15 protein-coding genes and 1 tRNA gene are annotated in these 19112 nt (G+C 50.2%); 9 read left to right on the top strand and 7 right to left on the bottom strand.

Annotated elements, in window-relative coordinates:
• Positions 1–218 precede the first annotated feature (218 nt).
• Genes CWC46_RS05310 through CWC46_RS05300 form a run of 3 tightly spaced genes read left to right on the top strand, consistent with a single transcriptional unit; the run spans position 219 to position 2829 of the window.
• Positions 219–1010, top strand: a complete 792-nt coding sequence (locus CWC46_RS05310) for an ABC transporter substrate-binding protein (RefSeq protein WP_021017297.1) — start codon at positions 219–221, stop codon at positions 1008–1010.
• A 15-nt stretch (positions 1011–1025) separates the two neighbouring features.
• Entirely contained in the window at positions 1026–2000 is a 975-nt protein-coding gene (locus CWC46_RS05305; protein WP_021017298.1) for an SIS domain-containing protein, read from the top strand.
• Positions 2001–2016: 16 nt separating this feature from the next.
• Positions 2017–2829 carry a PfkB family carbohydrate kinase gene (locus CWC46_RS05300; RefSeq protein ID WP_021017299.1) on the top strand — a complete coding sequence of 271 codons (813 nt, stop codon included), beginning with the start codon at positions 2017–2019 and terminating at the stop codon, positions 2827–2829.
• Between the two features lie 12 nt (positions 2830–2841).
• Here the strand turns inward: CWC46_RS05300 and CWC46_RS05295 are convergent, their stop codons facing one another.
• Complete coding sequence (locus CWC46_RS05295) at positions 2842–3468, bottom strand: LysE family translocator (RefSeq protein ID WP_021017300.1); 627 nt, start codon at positions 3466–3468, stop codon at positions 2842–2844.
• Between the two features lie 218 nt (positions 3469–3686).
• On the opposite strand from CWC46_RS05295, the gene CWC46_RS05290 reads away from it, so the two are divergent.
• Positions 3687–4172: an Lrp/AsnC family transcriptional regulator gene (locus tag CWC46_RS05290; RefSeq protein WP_037382467.1), complete on the top strand. Its 486-nt coding sequence runs from the start codon at positions 3687–3689 to the stop codon at positions 4170–4172.
• Between the two features lie 114 nt (positions 4173–4286).
• On the opposite strand, the gene efeB is transcribed toward CWC46_RS05290, so the two are convergent.
• The 4 genes from efeB to CWC46_RS05270 form a co-directional block, all read right to left on the bottom strand.
• On the bottom strand, positions 4287–5552 hold the full coding sequence (efeB, locus tag CWC46_RS05285) for an iron uptake transporter deferrochelatase/peroxidase subunit (RefSeq protein WP_021017302.1): 1266 nt from the start codon (positions 5550–5552) through the stop codon (positions 4287–4289).
• A gap of 3 nt (positions 5553–5555) precedes the next feature.
• The gene (gene efeO / locus CWC46_RS05280) at positions 5556–6782 is read right to left on the bottom strand and encodes an iron uptake system protein EfeO (RefSeq protein ID WP_021017303.1); all 1227 of its coding nucleotides are present in this window, start codon (positions 6780–6782) and stop codon (positions 5556–5558) included.
• A 4-nt stretch (positions 6783–6786) separates the two neighbouring features.
• The gene (gene efeU / locus CWC46_RS05275) at positions 6787–8418 is read right to left on the bottom strand and encodes an iron uptake transporter permease EfeU (RefSeq protein ID WP_021017304.1); all 1632 of its coding nucleotides are present in this window, start codon (positions 8416–8418) and stop codon (positions 6787–6789) included.
• A gap of 322 nt (positions 8419–8740) precedes the next feature.
• Positions 8741–9763: a zinc-binding alcohol dehydrogenase family protein gene (locus CWC46_RS05270; RefSeq protein WP_021017305.1), complete on the bottom strand. Its 1023-nt coding sequence runs from the start codon at positions 9761–9763 to the stop codon at positions 8741–8743.
• Between the two features lie 142 nt (positions 9764–9905).
• Between CWC46_RS05270 and CWC46_RS05265 the strand changes: the two genes are divergently transcribed.
• Together CWC46_RS05265 and CWC46_RS05260 are read left to right on the top strand one after the other, a co-directional pair.
• Positions 9906–10805, top strand: a complete 900-nt coding sequence (locus CWC46_RS05265; RefSeq protein WP_021017306.1) for a GntR family transcriptional regulator — start codon at positions 9906–9908, stop codon at positions 10803–10805.
• A 247-nt stretch (positions 10806–11052) separates the two neighbouring features.
• Positions 11053–12417: an MFS transporter gene (locus tag CWC46_RS05260; RefSeq protein WP_021017307.1), complete on the top strand. Its 1365-nt coding sequence runs from the start codon at positions 11053–11055 to the stop codon at positions 12415–12417.
• Positions 12418–12717: 300 nt separating this feature from the next.
• On the opposite strand, the gene CWC46_RS05255 is transcribed toward CWC46_RS05260, so the two are convergent.
• Together CWC46_RS05255 and orn are read right to left on the bottom strand one after the other, a co-directional pair.
• Positions 12718–12793, bottom strand: a tRNA-Gly gene (locus tag CWC46_RS05255).
• A 204-nt stretch (positions 12794–12997) separates the two neighbouring features.
• Positions 12998–13540, bottom strand: a complete 543-nt coding sequence (gene orn / locus CWC46_RS05250; RefSeq protein ID WP_021017308.1) for an oligoribonuclease — start codon at positions 13538–13540, stop codon at positions 12998–13000.
• A 155-nt stretch (positions 13541–13695) separates the two neighbouring features.
• Between orn and rsgA the strand changes: the two genes are divergently transcribed.
• From rsgA to mscM, 3 genes are all read left to right on the top strand, one after another.
• A complete protein-coding gene (rsgA, locus tag CWC46_RS05245) occupies positions 13696–14745 on the top strand; it encodes a small ribosomal subunit biogenesis GTPase RsgA (protein ID WP_021017309.1) in 1050 nt (349 codons plus the stop codon).
• Between the two features lie 70 nt (positions 14746–14815).
• A complete protein-coding gene (gene asd / locus CWC46_RS05240; RefSeq protein ID WP_021017310.1) occupies positions 14816–15727 on the top strand; it encodes an archaetidylserine decarboxylase in 912 nt (303 codons plus the stop codon).
• Between the two features lie 33 nt (positions 15728–15760).
• Positions 15761–19069, top strand: a complete 3309-nt coding sequence (mscM, locus tag CWC46_RS05235) for a miniconductance mechanosensitive channel MscM (protein ID WP_021017311.1) — start codon at positions 15761–15763, stop codon at positions 19067–19069.
• The last annotated feature ends 43 nt before the right edge of the window (positions 19070–19112 follow it).

The following is a 19112-nucleotide window of genomic DNA, read 5'->3' as shown; positions in this document are numbered from 1 at the left end:
TGAGACATAATGATATTTCAATGGAAATAAGTACGTATTTAACTGATATACAATAGTAAATTACACAACCGTGATGAATATAACATATTCAAATAACAGACCATCACTTATTTTTGGCCTATTTAGCAACAAAAAAGGTTGCGCAGTCAATCTGATTCATCGTATATCCACTCCTATGGTATGTTTTTTGGTACAGTTTAAACACCAGGGGATCCAATATGACGATAAGAACTGTTTTCATCGGGTTGCTGACATCATTGGCATTAATACAATCCGCCAGTGCCATTGGTGCCGCCATACCACAACAAATCCGTTTTGGTACCGACCCGACATTTCCTCCTTTCGAATATAAAACGCCCCAGGGCGAACTGGCCGGTTTCGATATTGATTTGGGTAATGCGCTGTGTAGCGAGCTGAAAGTGAAATGTGTCTGGGTAGAAAACAGTTTTGACGGGTTGATTCCTGCGCTACAAGCCAAGAAATTTGACGCCATCCTCTCCTCACTTTCCATTACTGCAGAACGCCAAAAGGCCATCGCCTTCAGTGACAAGTTGTTTAATACTCCGGCTTATCTGGTCATCGGTAAAAACAGCGGGCTGAAACCCACAATCGAGTCGCTAAAAGGCAAACGGCTTGGCGTACAGCAGGGTTCCGTGTTTGAAGCCTACGCCAATAAACACTGGCGCAATGCGGGTGTTGAGATAGTCACCTATCCGGATGCGGAATCTGTTTATGCCGATCTCACACTCGGACGCCTGGACGCAACGCTGGATGACGCGACCGTAGTCACCGCGGCGTTGTTGAACAAACCCCAGGGGAAAAATTTCATGTTAGCTGAACCGCAGGTGAAAGATCCGGCAATCTTCGGCCCCGGCACCGGCATTGGTCTGAGAAAAGCGGACACCCAATTACAAGCCCGGCTAAATAGCGCCATTGCGGCAATACGTGCTAACGGCACCTATGACCAGTTAGCAAAAAAATACTTTAATTTCAACGTCTATGGCGAATAACACCACGGAGACACCATGCATACCATGCCAGTGATTAAGTCACTTATCGCCCAACATTTTCAGCATCGCGAGCTGCAACATATTTTTCTGGTCGCCTGCGGTGGGTCGCTGGTTGATATGTATCCCGCTCACTATTTCCTGAATGAGGAAAGCCTGCGGTTACGTAACGGGATGATGACCGCAAATGAGTTCGTATATGCAACGCCCCGGGTACTTGGCGAGACATCATTGGTGATTATCTGCTCGCACGGTGGTAACACGCCAGAATCCGTTGCGGCGGCAGAGCTGGCGAAAGCCCGCGGCGCCACCACCATTACCCTCACCCATAATCCCGACGCACAGTTAATTCACTGGGCCGACCATAGCCAGCTCTATACCTGGGGTGAACAGAGCCCGGTGATTGATAATCCGATGGCGTTGATATTAAGCCTGTGCGTTGATGTTTTGCGGCAAACTGAGAACTATGCTGGCTGGCATGACTTTCAGCAGGGATTTGACCAGATTGACGCGATTATTCAACAGGCCCGTCCGCAGGTGGCGGAGCGTTGCCGCCACTTCGCCGAACGTTATCAACATGAATCATTGTTCTATATTCTTTCCAGCGGGGCGTCATACGGACACGCCTATGGATTCGCCATCTGTTCGCTGATGGAAATGCAGCGCCTTAACGCCGCCGCCATTCATAGTGGAGAGTTCTTTCACGGTCCTTTTGAAGTCACCGATCGTAATGTACCGTTTATTCTGATGATGAACGCGGGACGAACCCGCCCGCTGGATGAGCGAGCCCTGTCCTTCCTTAATCGTTATGCTGAAAAAACGGAAGTGATTGACGCCAACGAATTAGGATTGAATACCCTTCCGACCTCGATAGTGGATTACTTTAATCCGGTGTTGTTCTACAGCATTATGTGCGACTACCGCGCCGCACTGGCCGCTATCCGGCAACATCCGTTGGACACCCGTCGTTATATGGGTAAAGTTGACTATTAATCAAAGAGGTCTGCACATGAAAGTGATCGGCATTGGCGATAATGTTGTCGACCAGTATGAACACCGACGAATACGTTATCCCGGCGGAAATGCGCTCAATTTTAGCGTGTATGCCGATATGCTGGGCGTCACATCAGCCTATCTGGGAATTTTTGGCAACGACGCCGCCGCCGATCACCTGCTTCGCGTACTCGCCAGCCGAGAGATTGATATTACGCACTGTCGTCAGGTAGCGGGCGAAAATGGTTACGCCAGCCTGACCTTGCAGGAAGGAGAGCGCATTTTTCTCGGCTCTAATCGAGGAGGCGTGAGGCAAACCGAATCCTTGTCGTTTATTCTGGAACACCGGGACTGGCTTGCCGATTTCGATATTATCCACACCAGCAGTTACAGTTATATTGATCCGTTCCTGCCAGCATTGGCCCACCTGTCAGGATGGCTGTCTTACGACTTTTCCGACGACTTTGAGTGCGACGCCGCACTGGCATTGTGCCCTTATCTCGACTTTGCCTTTTTCTCCTGCGCGCAATATTCACTGGAGGAGACGACATCGTTGTTACAGGCGGCAAACCTCGCCGGCAGTCGATACGCGGTCGCCACCCGAGGCGCTGAAGGCGCGATGTTATACGATGGCACACGGTGGCTGCATCAATCCCCGCTACGGGTTACTCCTGTCGATACGCTGGGCGCAGGTGACGCCTTTATTACCGCGTTTCTATTGTCGCTACACGCTCACCGTGACCCGACGCAAGCGCTTTCTGCTGGTGCCGAATTTGCCGCAAAAATCTGCCTGGTCGAAGGCGCATTTGGTGAAGGGGAAGCGTATTAGCCACCGGTCCGACTAGTGGGTTTTCAGCATCATCCCCAACGCAGCGGCGGCCATAATAAACGCGGCCGTCCTGAATAACAGCCGTTGGGCATGAGTGCTGGCCAGAAAATGTCTGATTTTGAGCGCGCCAAGGATAAACATCGCACCGACCGCCAGCAACACGCTAATAGTCAACGGCACCAGCACCAATCCCCAACTTCGTAGCGAAACCGTATTCAGCGAGATAACCAGCGGCAATAACGCGAGATAAAAAGCGATGGTCTTCGGATTTCCCAACGTAATGGTCAACCCCGATAGCCAGGCTGAAGTCAGCTCCCCGCGACGGGTTTTCTGATCGATATTGATGGTTTGTGGGTTATGCGCCCAGAATTGCCAGGCCAGCCAGGCGAGATAAGCCGCCGCGCCCCAACGGATTAACGTAAACAACGCGCTGTAACTGTGTGCCACCACCGCCAGACCGAATACCGCAAAAGAGAGGTAAGTCAGGTCACCAATGATTAAACCAAACAGCATGGAAAAACCGGCTATCGCCCCACCGCTCACACTACGGGCAACCAACGCGGTCATCCCTGGTCCCGGAATGGCCGCAGCCAACCCCAATGCCGAGATATAAGCCAGAATTTGTGTAGGTTCCAACATCATTTATCCTTCTCTTTTATTGCTGCCATTCTTGTGGAAACAGGCTCCATTTTAATTTCAATACATTGATTTATATCATAATTATTACCAATACATAAATAACATCATTGAATGCCGATATTATGCCTGCTGAAAAAAGAAAAGGGTTGCCTTTAACTGTTGAACCTTCCGCTAATAAAGGTAATATTTACCTATTCAGTCGCCATTTAAGAAATAATATGACCGAATCAACATTAAACCTGACAGATATTAAAATTCTGACCTTACTGCAAAAAGATGCCCGCATTACCAACCAGACATTGGCCGACAAAATAGGAATGTCATCTTCACCTTGCTGGCGCAAGGTGCGTAAGCTGGAAGAAGACCACATTATTCAGGGTTATCGGGCAGTGCTGGACAGGCGCAAAATTGGCCTCGGGGTGATGGTTTTTGTCCGGGTCAGTATCGATAGCCACAGCCAAGCGGAAGCGCGCAAGTTTGAACAAGAAGTGACTGATTTGGAAAACGTGGTGTCCTGCTACAGCATTGGCGGCGATGCCGACTTTTTATTGCAGGTCGTCTCGCCGGATCTGGATTCCTATGCCGAGTTCGCCATGTCGGTGATTAGGCGTTTACCCGGCATCAAAGAGATGCAAAGCATGTTTGTACTCAAAGAGATCAAACCGTTTGTCTCATTTCCGCTTAAAAAGCCGTCCCCACGCTAAAACCGGCCAGCGTGCTGAGAGGGGAATATCAGGCAAACTGCCAATATTCCCCTCTCATCGTCAATAGAATCTGCCTAATTGCAAACTCGCCAGGCAAAAAGAGATAAAACTTATTTAAACATCAAACATTTCGGCACCAATATAAGAACCTTCCTTTGGCGCGGGAGGAACAAAAAAAATCCCCGAACCAATATGCGAAATATATTCATTCATCGCGTCGGACGCCCCTAATTTGGTTTGAAGTTTTTCAAACTGTGCAGGGTCTTTCTGATAACTGATAAATAACAGGCCGGCATCCAGTTGGGCCATATTATTCAGTCCGTCAGTATAGTTATAGGAACGACGCAGAATTTTTGTGCCTTGATTATTCTCATGCGCGGCCAGACTAATGTGAGATGTGGCGGGAATAATCAAGTTTCCTTCGGAATCTGTCTTATCAAAGTCAGGGGTATCAAACTCTTTTTTCCCGCTGAGCGGTGCGCCAGACACTTTGTGTCGTCCAAAAATGTTGTTCTGATCGCTTACGCGATCGGTATCCCAGTTCTCAATGTGCATTTTGATTTTACGCACCACCTGATAACAGCCCTGCTGTTGCCACGCTGGACCACCGTCTTTGATCCAGACGTATTTATCGAAATCGGCTTTCTCGGTGATATTACGGGTGCCGTCCTTAAAACCAAAAAGATTACGTGGCGTCGACTGCCCTTTTCCCGCAGAAGCACGACCAAATCCCATCAGTGTCCAGCGCGTCGCTGCCGCACCGGTGCTTTTAGCAATACGCGCCAGATCGCGAATGGCATGATAAGCAACTTGCGGGTCATCGGCGCAGGCTTGCAGTGAAAGGTCTCCCCCGCTCAATTCCGCTTGCAGGTTATCACTAGGCAATGGAATCAATTCACGCATCAGGGCGGGTTTCTGTTGGGCAAGACCGAAAGTATCCGTAAACACGCGTGGACCGAGACCGACCGTCACGGTCAACGAGGCGGGGCCCAAATCCAGCGCTTCACCCGTATCCATTCCTACGCCACTCTCTCTGAGGGGTTCTACCTGTCCGATAGTTCCCCCCTTCATCAACTGCGCAATAGCCGATGACCAACGTGCCAGTAATACCTGCAAATCCCGCCGACTCGAGGTCGTCAAATCAAACGTCATGAACATGATATAGCGCTGAGGTGGCGTACTTATCCCCGGCTGACCACCCACACCATAAAAAGCATGCTGGTGTGACAAATCAATCATGTCGTCGGGATCGCTCGCCGCAACCGCCTGGCTGTGCGCAGAACTGGCTACCGGAATGACCAGAGCGCTGGCAACTGCACCTTTCAGTAAATCACGGCGTGAAAACGTGCCGATCTTGTCCGAATAGTGTTTATGGCTCATGGATCAAGCTCCTTTATTAGCCGCTACTTTCTCGCCGATTTTCGACAACGGCTCTTGTAACGCCTGAATAGTGCGGCTCAGTTTCGCGGCATCGGCAGCTTTCAGCTCGGCAGTGTAATATTTATAGCCACCGGCAACCTTAGGATCGCGATACATTTCCAACTGATTATGCACGACTGCAAATTGCGCAGAAATCTGCCTGGTCAAATCCGGGTCAATCTTTTCAAGGCCAGGCCGCAGGTCAAAAAAGGCTTGTTCGGCACCCTCCACATTGCCAGCGAAGTCAACCAGGTCAATGTGACTGAATGCCTCTTCTTCCCCGTTAATTTTGGTGTTCTGAACCTCTTCCAACAGGTCCGCTGCACCATTAGCCAAATCTTCTGGTTTGTAGGTTAGCCCTTTAACCAGCGTGTCCAGTTTGGCGACATTCTGTTGTAGTTCACTGGACAATTTTTTGGTATCCGGGGTAATTTCACCACGACCAAACAAGTCACGTTCAATCGCATGGAATCCGTGCCAGCCGACTTTAGGGTCGAGATTAGACGCTCGCATATCAATGAGATAGTCAAGATTACCGGCATTATTGGTGGCTTTGAAGCCAGGCAGCACAAAGCCATCTACATTGGATTCAATACGTTCATAGAAAGGGCGCGCTTTAGCATAATCAGCTTTCGCTTTGCTTAAATCGCCGGCATTAATATCTGCGGCCAGGCGATTAACAGCAACAACCATGGCATCAACCACACCATTTACATAGATAGCGTAGTCTTTCGTACCTTGCGCCAGCAGCGTCGCGGTACTGCCAGTAGGCCGAATTGCGCTTTTACCGGTAACGGTAAAATTGATCATTTCCTGTTTGGCGCCCGGGCAATAAATTTGATATTTGCCACCATCAAGGGTCAGCGTAAATTTCACGGCCGGCAGACCAGGGGCAAGGTTTTCTTTCTCACCAAGTATACGATTATTGCTCTGCAACTCGACTTCGGTAATGGCGGTTGCGGTCTTATTGATAACATTAAACGTAATCGGACCTGCTTTCGCTGAATTGTTGTCAATCATACAGGTGCCGCCGTCTGCCCCCGTCATAGTGATATTCACTTGTGAAACACCGTTTTTTACCGGAGCAGACATGGCATTATTTGCCGAAGCCCCCATCGAAAACATTAGCAGTGTAGTCAGGCCAGCAACGGTCATCAGCGGTTCTTTTCGCTTAACTATTTTTTTAGACATGAGTTTATTTCCTTTGGTTATTTTCAGGTAATGTCGTCGATTTTGCGGGGCTAAATAACAGGCTGTTTTTGGCAGATATCGGCTGTCGTTGCTTATGGTGTGTCCATGACATCCGTAATGCGCAAAAGACAAAAATAAGCGCGAGTACAGTTAAAAAGAGGGGCAGTATTACGGCCCAGAAACGGGAAGAATCCTGAAGCGTCTGCATCCGTTGCAGCGCCGCCTCAACGTTTTGTCGATAGGCGCGGGCCACCTGCCAGTGACATGCAGACATAGGCTTATCATTACGGGCGGTGACAGTTCTTGGTGATTGAAGACCGCTTCCCGAGAGCGTGACAACATCATCGGAATGCCCGCTGGCGTTCAGTAACACCCCTTGAGCAATAGAGACATCAATGGCGCAGTGAACTGTCCATTCCGCCTGATAGGGGCCAGGATGCTGTGAGGGATTCAGGCCAATAGGAATACGGTTACCATAGAGCTCAACGACTTGATCCAGGGTCAGTACCTTAGGCGCGTCCTCGGGTGTCAGTGACCGTCTGATCGACCACATCTCGACCACAAACCCATCATGGTTACCCTTCACCTGCGCATCAGTGGATAAATTCAATATTCTGGGTTTACTGCCGGTTGATATCACGTTTAGCTGATAACCATTGTCCGCTTTTTTCAGGAGTGTCAGTTGACCGGCTGGGTTTTGTGTCTCGTTACTGACCAAGGGTGCAGTATTCGGTATTTGCAACGTGGGCTTGGGGTAATACAGGAACAATGACAAGGCAGACAAAGCCAGTACCAGAGCACTACTCAACAGCCAACGTACGGCTACTTTTGTCGAAGGACGACGGTCTGAGGGCCAGTAGATAAACAGGACAACGATAGCAATATAGAAAAACCACCCTAGCACTTCTATCAAACACGGGTCTGCCGGAATACCAAGCACACCGGTGATCAATGCAGACTGTATCGAACCCGGTGGCACCAACCAGGAGAGGTTGGCAATCCGCTCCTGGCCGATATTAAGCCAACCGGCTTCATGGGCACTGCGCAGAGAGGTAATAATCAATCCCCCCGCGACCAGGATCAGGAAAAGACCGGTAAAACGGAAAAATCGAGACAGATTGATACGAACGCCGCCGAAATAGATACCGCAGCCAATAATGACTGCCATGATCAGACCGATAACAGCGCCGATGGCAGCCCACGCGGCAGATTGCGCCACTGAGAAAGTAGCCAGCAAAAAAACGCTCGTCTCGAAGCCCTCTTTGAGAACGGCCAGAAACGCCATACTGGCCAGCGCCCAGGCACTGGATTGGCTGATGGCCTGTGCGGCTTCGTTTTCCAGCGCTCTCTTCATATTATGAGCATGCGTATTCATCCACATAATCATGCCGGTGACAAAGAAGACGGCGACAGCACCGATAATCGCCTCCATCCCTTCCTGGCTTGCCTGAGGTAACGCGTGTTCAGTCATTTCAAGCACGACACCGACAATCACAGAAAGGAGAACGGCCAGAAAAACCCCCGCCCACATGGCAGTGAGACTTTTGCCATTTTTACGTAAAAAAGCCGCAATAATGCCAACGATAAGCGCCGCTTCCAACCCCTCACGCAGCCCGATAACGAATGTAGCTAACAATGAACTCGCCCCTGGAAATAGGATGTTCGATTAAACAGTAATGATTATTGATATCATTTAGTTTATCAATAGAGAAGGCGCAGTGTATGAGCATTTGAAACTGAGTGAGTCTAAAAAGACTTTTTTATATAAAAGGATGTCTTTTTGTATCTATACATGTAAAACGACATGCAAGAGTGCCCTTCCTGGCAACCGGGGAACCGTCACCGCGCTAAAATCGGTAAGCGTGCGTCGCGCGATAAGGCGCGACAGCAACATTTCACGGTTAACATCACTATCCACAGAACGTTCAACATCACAGCGGGACACCGATTGAACAGATTCAGAAATGAATGACGCCTTTGATCAGATCGCGGTTATTAATCACATCCTTTTCATAAACATCGGCCAGCACATCAAAACGGTAACGGTGGGTCAACATCATCTCGGCCCTGAGCTTGCCCTCAACCATTAAGCGCCCCACTTTGGCAAAGTCGTCCAGGGTTGCATTACGGCTTCCCATTATGGTGGTCTCTTTCTTATGGAATTCAGGATCAGAAAACTGCAATTCCCCTTTAAACAGTCCGACGAAAATGATGCTGCCGCCGTGACGAATCAAATTAACGGTGTTATTCATCGCCAGCGGATTGCCGGTGGCGTCGATCACCTTCTGCGCCAGCGAGCCACTGAATTTCTCACGCAACTGCGCATCAAAATCTGCCTGCGCAGGATCCAATGCTTCAAGCTGTAGATACCGTTGTACATGAGTACGTCGTTCCGCACTGGTATCTGCAACCAACACATGAGCGCCGTCCGCCTTGGCTATCGCCGCCACACCCAACCCGATAGGCCCGGCCCCCACCACCAGCACCGGCTCTTCGGGTTTGATCTCTGCCCGACAAACAGCATGAGCACTGATAGCAAATGGCTCAATCAATGCCGCAGATTCAGGATCAATCCCCTCCGCCAATAAAATATTAGTCACCGGTACACTCAGATATTCACTAAATCCACCATCCTGATGTACACCAATCACTGAAATATTTTCGCAGCAATTAGTACGCCCACTCAAGCAAGCCGGGCATTTTTTACAGGCCACATAGGGGATAACTACGACCTGTTTTCCGATTCGTATATCATGAATATTATTGCCAAGACCGACCACCTCCCCACATATTTCATGGCCTAACACCCGTGGATAACTGAAAAAAGGTTGTTTCCCCGCCCAGGCATGAATATCCGTACCACAAATTCCCACTGTCTTTATTTTTATCAACACCTCATTATCTGCCGGAATGGGCTTATTACGCTGCTGGAAAAGCATATTTTCTGGTTCTAAACACACCAATGATTTCATCATAACCATTTTTTAAATCTCCCTTTCTGTATTACGACAGTTATTAATGAAAAAATTAAATAGGTTTAAACCACAAACATAATTTGTGATTCATCACGAAAAAAAATGTTTTAAATATGGTTTTAATAACAAAAAAAACAGGAACCTGAAAATGAGCCGCTCACAAAATCTCCGCCACAACGTGATTAACCAGATTATTGACGGGATGGTCCGCGGCCATATCCCTTCACCGCTACCTTCCCAGTCGGCATTGGCCGAAATGTACAATATCAGCCGCACCACCGTCCGCCATATTTTAAACCACCTCACGGAACAAGGCGTCTTGGCGCAAGTAGGCAGGGACTACAGCATCATACGAACACCTGGGCACCATGACGGTTTTGAGTGCATTTCCGCGCCGCTGGACGAACAAAACCGGATTTTTGAGCAGGCTTTTTTCAATATGATCAATCAGCGCCAGCTAAAAAGTGGTGAAACATTCTCTGAACTGCAACTGGCCAGAGCCGCTGGCGTTAGCCCGGTCGTGGTACGCGAATATCTGCTGAAATTTTGCCGCTACAATCTGATCGTCAGTGAACGTCGCGGTCAGTGGAGCATGAAACAGTTTGATCAGTCGTATGCTGAACAACTCTTTGAATTACGTGAAATGCTGGAAATCCATTCATTACAACACTTTCTGAACCGGCCAGAACATGATCCATTATGGCTGGAGGCCAAAGCCCTGCTTGAACGCCACCGATTGTTACGTGACAGCATTGGCGACAATTACCGCATGTTCTCCCAGCTTGACCGTGATTTTCACGCTCTGATCCTTTCCGCTGCTAAAAATACGTTTTTCAATCAATCCCTTGAGATCATATCTGTTATTTTCCATTTTCATTATCAGTGGGATGAGAGTGATTTAAAACAACGCAACATTATTGCTGTTGATGAACACATGACCATCCTCAGCGCCTTGATCTGCCGTAACGACCTGGATGCCACGCTGGCATTGCGTAATCATCTGGAAACCGCAAAACAATCGATGATTCGTTCCATCAATCAATATTGAACCGCTCAATCATTAAGTACCGATTAAAAACAGGAAATTATTATCAACAGCACGAAATTGTAAAAACACCAGCGAAAATAAATTCAATGCATTCTACGCTCATCCCAAGTCGACTTAATTACCCGGTTGTTAGTGAGTTAGCGGTTAAATTTAATAGTCTCATGCGCATAAATTAAAAACCGCATTTCCCTCTCTTTGACGCCAGAATTTTAGCGAAAAAGAAATAATAAATATCCAGGAGTAAAGTGTGGATAATACACATATTACAATTGATGGGCAGAATGATTTTAATAAAACAGGCAGTGCTGGTAATTCCACGCCACAAAATGGAATTCTTCAACCCAGCACTCGTATTAAACGCATTCAGACTACGGCAATAATTTTGTTATTTTTTGCCGCAGTCATTAATTATCTCGACCGTAGTTCTCTGTCAGTAGCCAATATGACAATTCGTACGGAACTGGGCTTAAGCGCCACGGAAATTGGCGTGTTGTTATCGGTGTTCTCACTGGCATATGGCATCGCCCAACTGCCCTGTGGTCCGTTGTTGGATCGTAAAGGACCACGCATTATGCTGGGACTGGGAATGTTCTTCTGGTCACTGTTCCAGGCGTTGTCCGGGTTGGTACACAATTTCACTCAGTTTGTACTGATCCGCATCGGTCTGGGGATTGGTGAGGCGCCGATGAATCCTTGCGGTGTAAAGGTCATTAATGATTGGTTTAACATCAAAGAACGCGGACGCCCGATGGGGTTCTTTAATGCGGCATCCACCATCGGTCTGGCAATAAGTCCGCCCATTCTGGCGGCGATGCTAATCACTATCGGCTGGCGGGGGATGTTTGTCACTATCGGGATTATGGGGGTTTTTCTCTCCATTGGCTGGTATATGCTCTATCGCAATCGCGAGCAGATTGCGTTGACCGATGCAGAGCAGACCTATCTTAATGCTGGCAGTGTGAATAACCGCCGTGACCCCATGAGTTTTCGCGAATGGCGTGGTTTATTCCGTCACCGCACAATGTGGGGCATGATGCTGGGCTTCAGCGGCATTAACTACACAGCCTGGCTATATCTGGCATGGTTGCCGGGCTATCTGCAAAGTACTTATAACCTGGACCTGAAAAGCACCGGGCTAATGGCGGCTATCCCTTTCCTGTTTGGCGCAGCAGGAATGCTCTCCAATGGCTATGTGACTGATTTCCTGGTTAAGCGGGGTATGGCCCCCATCAAGAGCCGCAAACTCAGCATCGTTATTGGTATGCTGTTGTCTGCTGCATTTACCTTTGTCGTTCCCCAGGCGACGACCACCATAAGCGCCGTTTTGCTGATCGGTATGGCGCTGTTTTGCATTCACTTCGCTGGAACCTCCTGCTGGGGACTCATCCACGTCGCGGTCGCCTCACGGATGACCGCTTCGGTAGGCAGCATCCAGAACTTCGCCAGCTTTATCTTTGCGTCGTTCGCGCCCATCGTTACCGGCTGGGTTGTAGACACCACGCATTCATTTCATCTGGCACTGACGATCTGTGCCGGTATTACGGTACTGGGCGCGCTGGCTTACGTCGTCCTGGTACATCAACCGATCAGCGATCCCAGCACACAAGAATAATGATGAAATCTTCACGGATAATGGCTGGAACCTGCACCAGCAATAACCAGAAACCGCGCAGTAGGCTGAGTTTGATGGCAAGGTGTACATAACGGTGATAATGGGCAGATCATACAGGCGCTGCAAGCACCTCCTTGTGAGCTCAAACTGGTCATCTTCTGATGGAGGCGCTACAGATAATGTGGGGGTTTAACAGTGAATATGGTCGGATAGCGTCGGACGCGTCAAAAAACACGCACTTTCTGAATGGACCAATGACAGATTTGAATGGATGTCTATCAGGAAGAAATGAAGAAGAATTGGAGCGGGAAACGAGACTCGAACTCGCGACCCCGACCTTGGCAAGGTCGTGCTCTACCAACTGAGCTATTCCCGCTCGGGAGTGTTGCGCCGTACCTGCATTTCATTGCCGGTACGGGGTGCGAATTATACGAGAAAAGTGTTGCTCTGCAAGCCCCTGGAGCAGAATTTGTGCCTGATTGCAGATAAAAGCAACAACTCGCCAGGTAACACCTTGTCCCGGAAACACTTTTTTTCCTGGCACTATTTCCAGCACGTTTCCGCTGTGGTCGAACAGAGATCAGAGCTGGATAAAATGCTCACGATAGTAGGCCAGCTCAGCCACCGACTCACGAATATCATCCAACGCCTGATGCGTATTACGCTTCGTGAATCCGGTTAGAATTTCCGGCTTCCAGCGGATCGCCAACTCTTTCAGCGTGCTGACATCCAGATACCGATAGTGAAAATAGGCTTCCAGCTCAGGCATATAGCGGAATAAAAAACGACGATCCTGTCCGACGCTGTTGCCACAAATTGGTGATTTTCCTGCCGGGACCCACTGTTGCAGAAATTTCAACGTTTCCAGCTCAGCGGCGCGTTCACTAAACTGGCTGGCCTTCACCCGCTCAACCAGTCCGCTGCCAGTATGAGTACGAACATTCCAGTCATCCATCAACGCCAGTTGGCTATCTGGTTGATGTACCGCCAGTGTTGGCCCTTCCGCCAGCACATTCAGATTGGCATCGGTCACCAGCGTGGCGATTTCAATGATGTGGTCACGCTCGGGATCCAGTCCCGTCATTTCAAGATCGATCCAGATCAGTCTGTTTTCATCTACCATTGGGAAGGTCCTATTGTGATTTTGTGTGCCGGTTTCTGCCATGAAGGCCACAAGGTGTGGACAAACATCCGGCATCGGTTAATTAAAACAAAATAGCGTGTATTATAGTCGCTTCAATCGCCACGGGCGATAATTGCAGTATCAAGTGAGGCTTAGTGAGCAAAAAGAAACTGTCGAAAGGTCAGCAGCGTAGGGTCAGCGCCAATCATCAGCGCCGCCTGAAGCACGCGGATAACAAGATAGAATGGGATGACAACCAACTGAGTGAAGCTCAGGAAGGCATCATCATCAGTCGTTTTGGCATGCATGCCGACGTGGAAGCCGTCGACGGCACGCTACATCGCTGTAATCTTCGCCGCACCATTTCGTCATTGGTCACCGGAGACCGCGTAGTCTGGCGTGCCGGCAATGAGGCGCTGTCCGGCATCAGCGGTATCGTGGAAGCCGTACACCCACGCCAGTCGGTACTGACTCGTCCCGATTATTATGACGGTATTAAACCGATTGCCGCCAATATTGATCAGATCGTGATCGTGTCCTCTATCCTCCCCGAACTGTCTTTAAATATGATCGACCGCTATCTGGTGGCTTGCGAAACACTGGAAGTCGAGCCGATGCTGGTGCTGAACAAAATCGATCTGCTGGACGACGAGTCCCTGAAATTCGTGGAAAAACTGATGGATATTTACCGTGCACTGCACTATCGGGTGTTGATGGTTTCCAGCCACACTCAGCAGGGTATTCCGGAACTGGAAGCCGCGTTGACCGGACGGATCAGTATCTTTGCCGGTCAGTCCGGGGTAGGAAAATCCAGTCTGCTCAACTCGCTGCTCTATCCAGGGGCCGCACGCATCGTGGTCAACGATGTGTCCGGCAATTCTGGATTAGGTCAACACACCACAACAGCGTCCCGTCTGTACCATTTTCCGAGTGGCGGTGATGTTATCGATTCTCCCGGCGTGCGGGAGTTCGGTCTCTGGCATCTGAATCCGGAACAGGTGACTCAGGGTTTTATCGAATTCAGGAATTACCTCGGCAATTGTAAATTCCGCGACTGCAAACACAATAACGACCCAGGCTGTGCCATCCGTGCGGCACTGGAACGGGGTGAGATTGCGGCGGAGCGGTTTGAAAATTACCACAGTATCCTGGACAGCATGGCACAGGTAAAAACGCGTAAATCCTTTTCCGATTCAGATAACTGACATTTATCGCATCCATCGCTACAATGCGCCCTTTTCCACCCTGGCGCATCATTAATCCAAGAGGTTCACTGTGTTGGATAGTATCAAGATAGCTCTACAATATTTGTTGCCGAAAATATGGCTGACACGTCTGGCTGGCTGGGGCGCGGAGCGACAGGCAGGTATCCTGACCAAACTGGTTATCGACCTGTTCGTGCGCTGCTACCGGGTCAACATGAAGGAAGCGCAGCAATCAGACACTGCCGCGTACCGCACTTTCAACGAATTCTTTGTCCGTCCTCTGCGTCTGGGTATCCGTCCGATTGATCCGCACGCCCACCGGCTGGTACAACCTGCTGATGGTGCTATTTCCCAATTGGGGAGCATTACTGACGGCAAAATCCTCCAGGCCAAGAACCACGATTACACACTGGAAGCGCTGCTGGCAGGCAACTACATCATGGCTGACCTGTTCCGTGACGGTCTGTTTGCCACCATCTATCTGTCACCAAAGGATTATCATCGCGTGCATATGCCTTGTGATGGTGTGCTGCGCGAGATGATTTATGTCCCGGGTGATCTGTTTTCCGTTAACCCGTTGACTGCCCAAAATGTCCCCAATCTGTTTGCCCGTAACGAACGGGTTATCTGTCTGTTTGACACACCGTTCGGCCCGATGGCGCAGATCCTGGTAGGGGCGACCATTGTTGGCAGTATCGAAACCGTATGGGCAGGCACAGTAACGCCGCCACGTGAAGGCATCATCAAACGCTGGACCTATCCCGCCGAAGGTGAAGGCGCAATTGTGCTGGAAAAAGGTCAGGAAATGGGGCGCTTCAAGCTGGGCTCGACGGTGATCAACCTGTTTGCCGCCGGCAGTGTACAACTGATGTCTACTCTTGCCAGCCACAGTGTCACTCGTGTGGGTGAACCTTTCGCCGAAGAACCGCACACGGTAGAAACCAACGCTGACACGCCGGATGGAGCAGACTGCACCCCATAAACACCACGCTACAATGATTAAGGGAGGCTAGCCGTGCGTCTGATACTGATTTTCTTACTGGGATGCCTGTTATCAACCGCATCGCTAGCCGCCAAAATCCCCACCGACGCGCAACTGCGTCAGGATTTGCAACAGGCGGAAAGTAATAAAAGCCTGCCTAATCAGGCAGACATAATTAAAGAACTACAATCCGCCCTGCGTATGCTCAATGAAAGCAAGGAAGCACAACAACGGGCCGCGCAGTACCAGAACGTGATTGATGATTTCCCGAAACTGACCCGGCAACTACATCAGCAACTGACTGCCGAGGACAACAAATCGCCTCCTGCCACGCATAACCTTTCGATTAACGATCTTGAACAGCAGATTGTACAAACCAGCAGCCAGTTGCTGGAGCGGAGCCGCCTACTACAGCAAGAGCAGGATTGGCTACGGGAAATCATCGATTCACTGTCCCAACTGCCACAGCAACAAACCGAAGCCAACCGTGCACTAAGTGATATTGAGCGACGAATTCAGGCGCTGGGTGTGCCGAATACCCCGCTCGGACAAGCCCAACTCGCCGCCCTGCAGGCGGAATCGGCGCTGCGTAAAAGTCGTGTCGATGAGTTGGCGCTGGCTCAGCTTTCCGCCAGCAACCGACAGGAACTGTCGCGCCTGCGTGGCGAGCTTTACCAGAAACAGCGTGATCGACTGGATAATCAGCTGCAAACCCAGCGCAACACAATAAACACCTTGCGACAGCAGGAAGCGGAACAAGCACTGGAGCGCACAGAGCTACTGGCAGAGCAGAGTGGTGATTTACCCACCATCATTGCCAAACCGTTACAGATTAATCGCGAATTGTCGTTAGCACTGAATCAGCAGGCACAGCGTATGGACCTGATTTCCTCACAGCAACGTCAGGCTGCGGCACAGACGCTTCAGGTACATCAGGCATTGAGTACATTGCGCGAACAGGCGCAATGGCTGGGCTCTTCGACCGCCTTGGGGGAAACGCTGCGCGCCCAGGTCGCTCGCCTGCCCGACATGCCAAAGCCCCAGTTACTGGACAGAGACATGGCCCAATTGCGTGTGCAGCGGCTGCATTATGACGATTTGCTCAGTCAACTACCAAAAACCGAGCTGGCCAGACAGGATAATGGCTCACCACTGACCACCGCGCAGCAAAAAATCCTTGACGATCAGCTACGCACGCAACGTGAATTACTGACCTCTCTGATATCTGGTTGCGACACACTGGTCCTTGAATTGACCAAGCTGAAAGTCGCCAATAATCAGTTGGAAGACGCGTTGTTAGAAATTCGTGAGGCCGCACACCGTTACCTGTTCTGGGTGGCGGACGTCGAACCGATAACCTTCGCCTACCCAATCACACTGCTGAAAGATTTATCATTGCTGCTGTCGCTGGACACGCTGACCCAACTCGGCAGGGCCATGATCATGATGGTCACCAGCCGCGATACGCTGTTACCGCTGCTGGGCGCATTGCTGCTGGTAGGGTTCAGTGTTGGCTCTCGTCGTCATTACCATGCCTTTATGCAGCGTGCCAGCGATCGGGTGGGTAAAGTCACCCTAGACCATTTTATGCTGACTCTACGCACGGTATTCTGGTCGGTTATGGTGGCTATTCCACTCCCGGTATTGTGGGCCGCGCTGGGATATGGCTTGCAGAATGCCTGGCCTTATCCGGTGGCCGTGGCTATCGGCGACAGTGTTACTGCTACCGTACCACTGATGTGGGTAGTGATGATCAGTGCAGCGTTTGCCCATCGGCAGGGGCTGTTCATCGTGCACTTTGGCTGGTCCCCGATACGGGTAGCTCGGGCTATGCGCTATTACCAGCTATCTATCGGTTTTATCGTCCCCTTGATCATGGCGCTTATCACGTTTGACAATCTTAATGACCGTGAATTTTCCAGTACGCTGGGGCGCCTGTGTTTTATCTTGTTGTGTATGGCCCTCACGCTGGTAACCACCAGCCTCAAGCGGGCTGGCATTCCACTCTATCTGGATAAAGCCGGTTCCGGGGAAAATCCAGCCAACCGTGGCATGTGGAACATCCTGATTTTCATGCCGCTAGTGGCTGCGCTGGCCGCCAGTCTGGGTTATCTGACGACATCCCAGGCGCTGTTGGCCCGGCTGGAAACGTCCGTGGCCATCTGGTTTTTCCTGCTCGTGGTTTATCACATCATTCGTCGCTGGATGCTGATTCAGCGCCGTCGCATTGCCTTTGATCGTGCCAGACAACGTCGTGCCGAAATCCTGGCCCAGCGAGCGCGGGGGGAAGAAGAATCGCTATCGTCCAGCGGCTATGACATCGGTGGCGACACATTGGAAGAACCGGTAGTAGATTTGGATGCTATCAGCGCCAAATCACTAAAACTGGTGCGTTCAATCCTGACACTTATCGCGCTGGTTTCGGTGATTGCGTTGTGGTCAGAAATCCATTCCGCCTTTGCGTTTCTGGGAAATATCAGTCTATGGGATGTCACCAGTACCGTGAAAGGGGTGGAAAGCGTGCAACCAATTACCCTTGGTGCAGTGCTGATTGCCATGCTGATTTTTTTCATCACCGTACAGTTGATGCGAAACTTACCCGCCTTGCTGGAACTGGCGCTGTTACAGCATATCGAGCTCGCACCCGGCACCGGTTATGCCATCACCACAGTCAGTAAATACCTGCTGATGCTAATAGGTGGTTTGATCGGGTTCTCGATGATTGGCATTGAGTGGGCGAAACTACAGTGGTTGGTCGCTGCGTTGGGCGTGGGATTGGGCTTTGGCTTGCAGGAGATTTTCGCCAACTTTATTTCTGGCCTGATTATTCTGTTCGAAAAGCCGATTCGTATTGGCGATACCGTCACGATCCACGATCTCACTGGCTGTGTCATGCGGATTAACACCCGGGCCACGACCATTTCAGACTGGGACCGTAAAGAGATCATTGTTCCCAACAAAGCGTTTATTACCGAACAGTTTATCAACTGGTCGCTGTCCGATTCCGTGACCCGCGTGGTGGTAAGTGTTCCGGCCCCGGCGCAGGCCAATAGCCAGGAAGTGACGGAACTATTGCTGGAGGTGGCAAAACAGAGTGATCTGGTTCTGGATAATCCGCCGCCGGAAGTTTTTCTGGTGGATCTGACACAGGGTATCCAGATTTTCGAGCTACGCATTTTTGCCGCTGAAATGGGGCACCGGATGCCGTTGCGTCATCAGCTACATCAATTGATTCTGGAAAGTTACCGCCAACACAATCTGGTCATACCGTTCCCACCCTTTCAGGTGCAGATGGATTCGGTGCAGATGTCTGGACGCACATCCACTACCGGTGGCGTTTAATCGCTGGTGCCATCCGGGTGGTGGCACCACTCGCAAGAACCCT

This window comes from Prodigiosinella confusarubida (assembly GCF_002847015.1).
In the GTDB taxonomy this organism is placed as follows: Bacteria; Pseudomonadota; Gammaproteobacteria; order Enterobacterales; family Enterobacteriaceae; genus Prodigiosinella; species Prodigiosinella aquatilis.
Note: the sequence above shows the minus strand (reverse complement) of the source record. Positions and strands in the feature narration are given on the sequence as shown.

Bases quoted from the DNA above. Each gene is read 5' to 3' on its own strand.
- orn (WP_021017308.1), bottom strand. From the start codon at position 13,540: ATGGTAGATGAAAACAGACTGATCTGGATCGATCTTGAAATGACGGGA.
- CWC46_RS05270 (WP_021017305.1), bottom strand. From the start codon at position 9,763: ATGGTTATGATGAAATCATTGGTGTGTTTAGAACCAGAAAATATGCTT.
- CWC46_RS05300 (WP_021017299.1), top strand. From the start codon at position 2,017: ATGAAAGTGATCGGCATTGGCGATAATGTTGTCGACCAGTATGAACAC.
- efeO (WP_021017303.1), bottom strand. From the start codon at position 6,782: ATGTCTAAAAAAATAGTTAAGCGAAAAGAACCGCTGATGACCGTTGCT.
- CWC46_RS05305 (WP_021017298.1), top strand. From the start codon at position 1,026: ATGCATACCATGCCAGTGATTAAGTCACTTATCGCCCAACATTTTCAG.
- CWC46_RS05310 (WP_021017297.1), top strand. From the start codon at position 219: ATGACGATAAGAACTGTTTTCATCGGGTTGCTGACATCATTGGCATTA.
- CWC46_RS05265 (WP_021017306.1), top strand. From the start codon at position 9,906: ATGAGCCGCTCACAAAATCTCCGCCACAACGTGATTAACCAGATTATT.
- CWC46_RS05290 (WP_037382467.1), top strand. From the start codon at position 3,687: ATGACCGAATCAACATTAAACCTGACAGATATTAAAATTCTGACCTTA.
- CWC46_RS05295 (WP_021017300.1), bottom strand. From the start codon at position 3,468: ATGTTGGAACCTACACAAATTCTGGCTTATATCTCGGCATTGGGGTTG.
- efeB (WP_021017302.1), bottom strand. From the start codon at position 5,552: ATGAGCCATAAACACTATTCGGACAAGATCGGCACGTTTTCACGCCGT.